General features: G+C 63.3%; 7 protein-coding genes. 3 read left to right on the top strand and 4 right to left on the bottom strand.

Annotation, left to right across the window (positions count from 1 at the left end; all coding sequences use genetic code 11):
* Positions 1–28 precede the first annotated feature (28 nt).
* The 3 genes from folD to xseA all read right to left on the bottom strand — a co-directional run bounded on the left by folD (position 29) and on the right by xseA (position 2,561).
* On the bottom strand, positions 29–898 hold the full coding sequence (folD, locus tag NW863_RS12095; RefSeq protein WP_414366636.1) for a bifunctional methylenetetrahydrofolate dehydrogenase/methenyltetrahydrofolate cyclohydrolase FolD: 870 nt from the start codon (positions 896–898) through the stop codon (positions 29–31).
* Between the two features lie 144 nt (positions 899–1,042).
* Positions 1,043–1,279: an exodeoxyribonuclease VII small subunit gene (gene xseB, locus NW863_RS12090; protein WP_414366634.1), complete on the bottom strand. Its 237-nt coding sequence runs from the start codon at positions 1,277–1,279 to the stop codon at positions 1,043–1,045.
* Positions 1,260–2,561: an exodeoxyribonuclease VII large subunit gene (gene xseA / locus NW863_RS12085; protein WP_414366632.1), complete on the bottom strand. Its 1,302-nt coding sequence runs from the start codon at positions 2,559–2,561 to the stop codon at positions 1,260–1,262. The genes xseB and xseA overlap by 20 nt, the downstream gene beginning before the upstream one ends.
* 62 nt (positions 2,562–2,623) lie before the next feature.
* Here xseA and NW863_RS12080 point away from each other — a divergent pair, with 62 nt between their 5' ends.
* The 3 genes from NW863_RS12080 (at position 2,624) to NW863_RS12070 (ending at position 5,392) form a co-directional block, all read left to right on the top strand.
* Positions 2,624–3,760 (top strand): AI-2E family transporter, encoded by a 1,137-nt coding sequence (locus tag NW863_RS12080; RefSeq protein ID WP_414366630.1) that lies wholly within the window; start codon positions 2,624–2,626, stop codon positions 3,758–3,760.
* Positions 3,761–3,879: 119 nt separating this feature from the next.
* Complete coding sequence (locus NW863_RS12075) at positions 3,880–4,254, top strand: DUF1257 domain-containing protein (RefSeq protein ID WP_414366628.1); 375 nt, start codon at positions 3,880–3,882, stop codon at positions 4,252–4,254.
* 22 nt (positions 4,255–4,276) lie between these two features.
* Entirely contained in the window at positions 4,277–5,392 is a 1,116-nt protein-coding gene (locus tag NW863_RS12070) for a pentapeptide repeat-containing protein (protein WP_414366626.1), read from the top strand.
* A gap of 97 nt (positions 5,393–5,489) precedes the next feature.
* Here the strand turns inward: NW863_RS12070 and NW863_RS12065 are convergent, their stop codons facing one another.
* On the bottom strand, positions 5,490–5,744 hold the full coding sequence (locus tag NW863_RS12065; RefSeq protein WP_414366638.1) for an IS200/IS605 family transposase: 255 nt from the start codon (positions 5,742–5,744) through the stop codon (positions 5,490–5,492).
* Positions 5,745–5,753: the final 9 nt, after the last annotated feature.

Below are 5,753 nucleotides of genomic sequence, written 5' to 3'. Positions count from 1 at the left end.
GGACATGGATTTTGAGGACAGCCTCCAGCTACAGGTGGCTGCGAAGCTTGTAGCTTTCCAGGGTGTTGGCCAGCAGCATCGTCACCGTCATCGGCCCCACGCCGCCCGGCACAGGCGTGATGGCAGCGGCCCGCTCTTTAACCGCTTCGTAGTCCACATCTCCCACCAACTGCTCAGCTCCGTCAGGGCCTTGGATACGGTTGATGCCTACATCGACCACCACAGCCCCCGGCTTCACCATTTCTGCCTTGAGCAAGCGAGGGCGCCCCACGGCCATGACTACAATGTCGGCACTGCGGGTTACTTCGGCCAGGTTGGGTGTACGGGAGTGGGCCATGGTAACCGTGGCGTCGGCAGCCAACAACATCAGGCTCAGGGGCTTGCCCACCAGGATGCTGCGACCGACCACCACCGCCTTTCGTCCGGCAATCGGGATCCCTTCTGCCTCCAGCAGGCGCATCACGCCCAGGGGGGTACAACTGCGCAGGCCGGGCTCGCCGCGCACTAGCCGGCCCAAGTTGAGGGGGTGTAGCCCGTCCACATCTTTGGCGGGATCGATGGCCAGAAGGGGCGGGATGGGATCCCAGCCGGGGGGCAAAGGCAGTTGCACAAGGATGCCGTCCACCCGCTCGTCCTGGTTGAGTTGGGCGATGGCGTCGAGCAGATGGGCGGGGGAGTCTTGGGCGGAAAAATGGCGGCCAAAGGAGGCGATGCCCACCCGCTCACAGGCCCGCTCTTTGCCGCGCACGTAAGCCGCACTGGCGGGATCCTCTCCAACCCGCAGCACCGCCAATCCCGGCGGACGCCCCACCCGCGGCAGCCAAGCTTGCACTTGGGCGGCCATCTCCGCTTGCAGGCGAGCAGCCAGGGCTTTGCCATCCAAGATCTTGGCGGACATAGAGGGCGCCCCAAAGGATCTTGACAACTTGACCATCTTCAGGGGCACCGCCCCCTTCGTCAAGCCTTGCCCCCGTTGAGCAACAGCAGCAGGGGCACCTGGGGCCTTTGCCCAGTTTCTTGGACTGCCCCATTCCCCCCGGCTCTAGAACTCGCGCAGCTCTTCTTCGCCAGGGCCTAACTCCTCAATGAGGATCTCCACCTGCTGCCGTTTTTGCTCCAAAAACTGGGCGCAGCGCTTTAGGGTCTGGGCGGCCTGCTGGAAGCGCTCCACCACTTCCTCCAGATCCAGCTCCCCCGATTCAATCTGGGCAATCAAACTTTCCACTTCGGCAATGGCTGCTTCGTAGCGCCAGGGATCCTCACGTTTGCGGCGGCTCATGGCTCTCCTCCACTCGGGCCCAGAGGCTTCCCGAGGCCAGTTGTATCCTCAGCCGGGTCTGCGGCGGTAGGTGGTGGGTGCGAACCAGGGATCCCCGTTCGTCCCGCACCAGGGCATAGCCCCGCCTGAGGACGGCGGCAGGGTCGAGGGCTTGCAGGTGCTCCTGGAGGGCCTGTTGGCGCTGTTGCTGCTGCTGAAGGCGATGGCGCACGGCCTGGACAAGGTGCTGCTGTCGTTGGGCTAGGCGCTCCTGCGCCTGTTGCAGCAGCCGCTCCGGATGGATTTGGGCGAGATGGCGCTGGGTGTGCTGGAAGCGCCGCTGTGCCCTCTCCAAAGCCTGCAGCGTGCGTTCGATCAACTTCTGGCGCAACTGGGATCCCTGGTGCTGCAATTCCCGCAGATCGGGCACGATCCGCTCGGCCGCCGCTGTGGGGGTGTGGGCCGCGTAGTCGGCCGCGTAGTCCGCCAAGGTCTCGTCCCGCTGGTGGCCGATCCCCGTCACCACCGGAATAGGGCACTCGGCAATGGCCCGCACCACCCGCTCATCGTTAAAGCAAGCCAAATCCTCGCCGGATCCACCCCCTCGAGCAATCAGCAGCACTTCCGCCCGCCCATCCTGTTCCACCCGGCGAATGGCCCGCACGATCGACTCCGGGGCCGCTTCCCCTTGCACCTGGGCCGGCGAAAACAGCACCCGCAGCCCGGGGTAGCGCTGGTTGAGGGTGCGGCGGATATCGCCCCAGCCGGCGGCGTCGGGAGAGCTGACGACGGCAATGCACTGAGGGTGGGTAGGTAGAGGCCGCTGGTTGTCGAACAGGCCCTCGGCAGCCAGGCGGGCCTTGAGCTGCTGCAAGCGCCACGCCAACAGCCCCTCGCCCGCCGGCAGCAGTTGCCAGATAACAAGGCGATAGTAGCTGCCGCCGCTGTAGATGCCGATTTGCCCCAGCGCAAGCACCTGTTGCCCCACTTCCGGCCAGAAGCTGAGCCGGGCAGTCTGGCTTTGCCACACAACCCCCTTGAGGACATCGCCGCTTTCCGGATCCACCAGGGTCAGGAACAGGTGGCCGTTGCGGTTGCGCTGGCAACTGGAGATTTCTCCGACCACCCACAGCCTGGCCAAGTAGGGATCCCCGGCCAGCAGCGACTTCAAGTAGCCGGACACTCCCCCCACCGAGAGCAGGGGGACTTCCTCGGCAGGAAAGGATTCTGTCCCGAATTCCAGGCCATCAAAGGCCAGAGCCATTGCTTGCGGCTCCAGATCGCGCATACGGCGCTTCCCCATGGGAATGCTCGGGATCCCATCTAGAATAGGCGACGACGGGGCGAGAGAGGAGGTGAGCTGCGGTGACCTTCGCCCATTGGCTGGGGCTGGCAGCGCTGCTGGGCCTGTTGGTTCTGCTCTGGCAGATCCGGCAGATCCTGCTATTGGTGTTTGCGGCCATCGTCTTGGCAGTAGCTTTAGACACCCTGGCTCAGATCCCGCAGCGCTACGGTTTTCGCCGTGGCCCCTCGCTCCTCATCACCGGCTTGACGGTTCTGGTGGGGGCGATTCTGGTGGGGCTGATCGTAGTGCCTCCCCTGGCGGATCAGTTGCGGCGGCTGTTTACCGATGGGGTGCCCGCTGGGATCGTGCAGGCGCAGCGGCTATTTGAGAACCTCATCCTCTCGTTGCCGACGGATATCGAGCTGCCGACGCTGCGGGAGTTGGCCAATAGTCTTGTGCCCCAGGCCACTGAGTTGGTGCGCCAGGTGCGGGACTTTTTCTCCCAGTCCTTCACCGCCTTCTTTGCCACCCTGCTCAACTTGCTGTTTGTCATCATCCTCACCATCCTATTGTTGGTGGATCCTCAAGCCTACAGCCGCGCCTTTGTCTCGGTTTTCCCCGCCTTTTACCGCCCCCGCGTCCGCTATATCCTCAAGCGCTGCGAGCTGGCGCTGCGAGGGTGGCTGGTGGGGATCCTCTTCACCAGCAGCCTGGTAATGCTGCTAAGCGGCATTGGGCTGTGGATTTTGGGCGTGCCTTTAACCTTGGCCAATGCCGTGCTGGCGGGACTGTTTAATTTCATCCCCAACATCGGCCCCACCTTGAGCGTGGTCGCCCCCATGCTGGTGGCCCTCACCGATGCCCCCTGGAAATCGCTGGCGGTGCTGGGGCTCTACATCTTCATCCAGCAGTTGGAAAGCAGCGTCTTCACCCCCATCGTCATGTCGCGGCAGGTGTCGCTTTTGCCGGCTCTGACTTTGGTGGCCCAAGTTACCTCGGCCTTTTTCTTTGGAGTACTGGGCCTGTTTTTGGCTGTGCCCTTGGCGGCCATCCTGCAAGTGTGGATCCAGGAGGTGCTGATTCGGGATGTGTTGGATCCTTGGCAGGGATCCCGGGCCCGCACCTTGCCCCTGGCCAAGGGAGATGGGATCCCGGCTCCCCAGGAGAAGCCGAAGCCTCTGCAGCCAGGGAACGAGAACACCATCCCGCTGCCGTGAGGGTAGAGAAGTTGCGGGAGCCGCGGGAAACGTAATCCTCCTTCACATTTCTTCCACAACTGCAGAGGCGCTTCTATAGTGAGGATCCCGTCTCCATCCGTTCAAGGATCGGAACCGCCATGTCCCACTTCACCACCTTGCAAGTGCAAATCAAGGATGCCGACCTGCTGGAAGAGACCCTCAAGGAATTGGGCTACACCGTGGAGCGGAACGCCAGCCTGCGCGGCTACCTCTGGAACCGCACTCGCGCCGATCTGGTGATCCGGCAAAAGAACGGCTTTGACATCGGCTTTCGCCGCAACGGGGATCACTACGAGCTTGTGGTGGATCTGTGGGGGGCGCGCATCGATCCCCAGACTTTCCTAGAGCCGATTTTGCAGCGCTACGCCCACAAGAGCTTGCTGCGCTCTGCCCGGCAGCAGGGCTTCGCCATCGAGGCGGAGGAGCGCCTAGAGGATGGCACCATCCGCGTAGTGGTGGGGCGCTGGGTATAACCAGGCCCATTGGCCTCCACCCATGCTCGGCAACTCCCGACCTGCAGTGGGCACAGGTGAGGGATCCCGGCCCCGCCCCTGGGATCTGGTGCTGGGGGGACAAGTGGCAGCCGGCGGTGCACCGATCCACGCCCTGGTCTTGGGGGGGCTTGAGGGGGCGCGGCGACGGCTCACCCAGGGCGACGAGGTGGTACGTCTGGCCACCTTGCCCCAGTTGCTGCAGTACGGGCCGGCAGGTCTGGCCGAACTCATCGAAGCACTGGCTGGCAACACCTCCTGGGCGGTGCGCCTGGCAGCGTGGCGGCTCCTCTCCCAGCTCGAGCAGCCGGAGGCAGAGGAAGCCTGTCGCACCTACAGCCCCTTTCGCCCAGTGGGAGGTGCGCAGGGGGTCATCGTGGCCTATCGGCGCGGGGAGCGGGATTTTGCCTACGCCGACCTGGAGGGAGGGGATCTGCAAGAGGCACGGCTGGGAGGTGCCAACTTCTACGAAGCTAACTTGAGAAAGGCCAACCTGCGCCTTTGCAACTTCAACGGCGCCCACCTGCGCCAGGCGGATCTGCGCCAGGCCAATTTGCAGGGAGCCAAGCTAAGCGGCGCTGTCCTCGAAGGGGCAGATCTGCGGGGAGCCGACCTGAGGGGGGTAAAAGTCAGCGGCACCAGCCTGCGGGGATCCCAGCTTTCTGAGACAACCCGGCTGGAGGAGCGGCTGCGCCACATCTGGCAGTTGCAGAACTGGGGAGGAGAGGGGCAGGATCTCTGTGGCCAAGACCTGAGCAAGGCCGACTTGAGGGGGCTGGTGCTGCGCCAGATCCGGCTGCGGGGGGCCGACCTCAGCCGCGTGGATCTGCGCGGATCCAACCTAGAGGGAGCAGACTTGCGGGGAGCCAACTTGCAGCGGGCGGATCTGCGGGAGGCCAACTTGCAAAATGCCGACCTGGAAGGAGCCGATCTCAGCGGCGCCGAGCTGCGTCAGGCCCAGTTCCAGGGGGCCAACCTGCGCCGGGCCGATGTCAGCCGCGCCAACCTCGCCCAGGCCAACCTGGAAGGCGCCCAGATCGAGGGCCTCAAGCACAGCGGATCCCGGATTGCCGGCCTGATCTTCCCCGACGGCACCCCCCTCAAGCCCTGGTGGTGGTAACAAGATACCTGCCGCTTGAGCAAGACTAACCCAACGCCGGATGATGCCAACTTTTGCTCAACGCTTCCTCGCTGCTGGGTAATCTCCCTGGGCTTATTCAACGTAAGGCGCGGGATTCCCCACCGTATAGACGGTGGGGAGGGATAGCGCCTCCTGACTGATTCTGGATATATCGCTTCACAATTTCTAGAGGTGCACTGCCGCATGAGACAATGCACTTAGAATCATGCCAAAGCTTAGCTTTTCCCCAGGACACTTTATTGAGCTGTTCTGCAAACTGTTGTCTTAGTATGCGACTTGATGCTGACTTGAGAAAAGAAACGAGGTTAGATATGTTGTTATCAGGGTGCAGGTCGATGAG

The organism is Synechococcus sp. B60.1 (assembly GCF_047462555.1).
GTDB lineage: Bacteria > Cyanobacteriota > Cyanobacteriia > Thermostichales > Thermostichaceae > Thermostichus.
The sequence above is the reverse complement of the archived record's forward strand: the minus strand, read 5'-3'. Positions and strand labels throughout refer to the sequence as shown.

Coding starts and splice junctions, on each gene's coding strand:
- folD (WP_414366636.1), bottom strand. CDS start 898: ATGTCCGCCAAGATCTTGGATGGCAAAGCCCTGGCTGCTCGCCTGCAA.
- xseB (WP_414366634.1), bottom strand. CDS start 1,279: ATGAGCCGCCGCAAACGTGAGGATCCCTGGCGCTACGAAGCAGCCATT.
- xseA (WP_414366632.1), bottom strand. CDS start 2,561: ATGGGGAAGCGCCGTATGCGCGATCTGGAGCCGCAAGCAATGGCTCTG.
- NW863_RS12075 (WP_414366628.1), top strand. CDS start 3,880: ATGTCCCACTTCACCACCTTGCAAGTGCAAATCAAGGATGCCGACCTG.
- NW863_RS12070 (WP_414366626.1), top strand. CDS start 4,277: ATGCTCGGCAACTCCCGACCTGCAGTGGGCACAGGTGAGGGATCCCGG.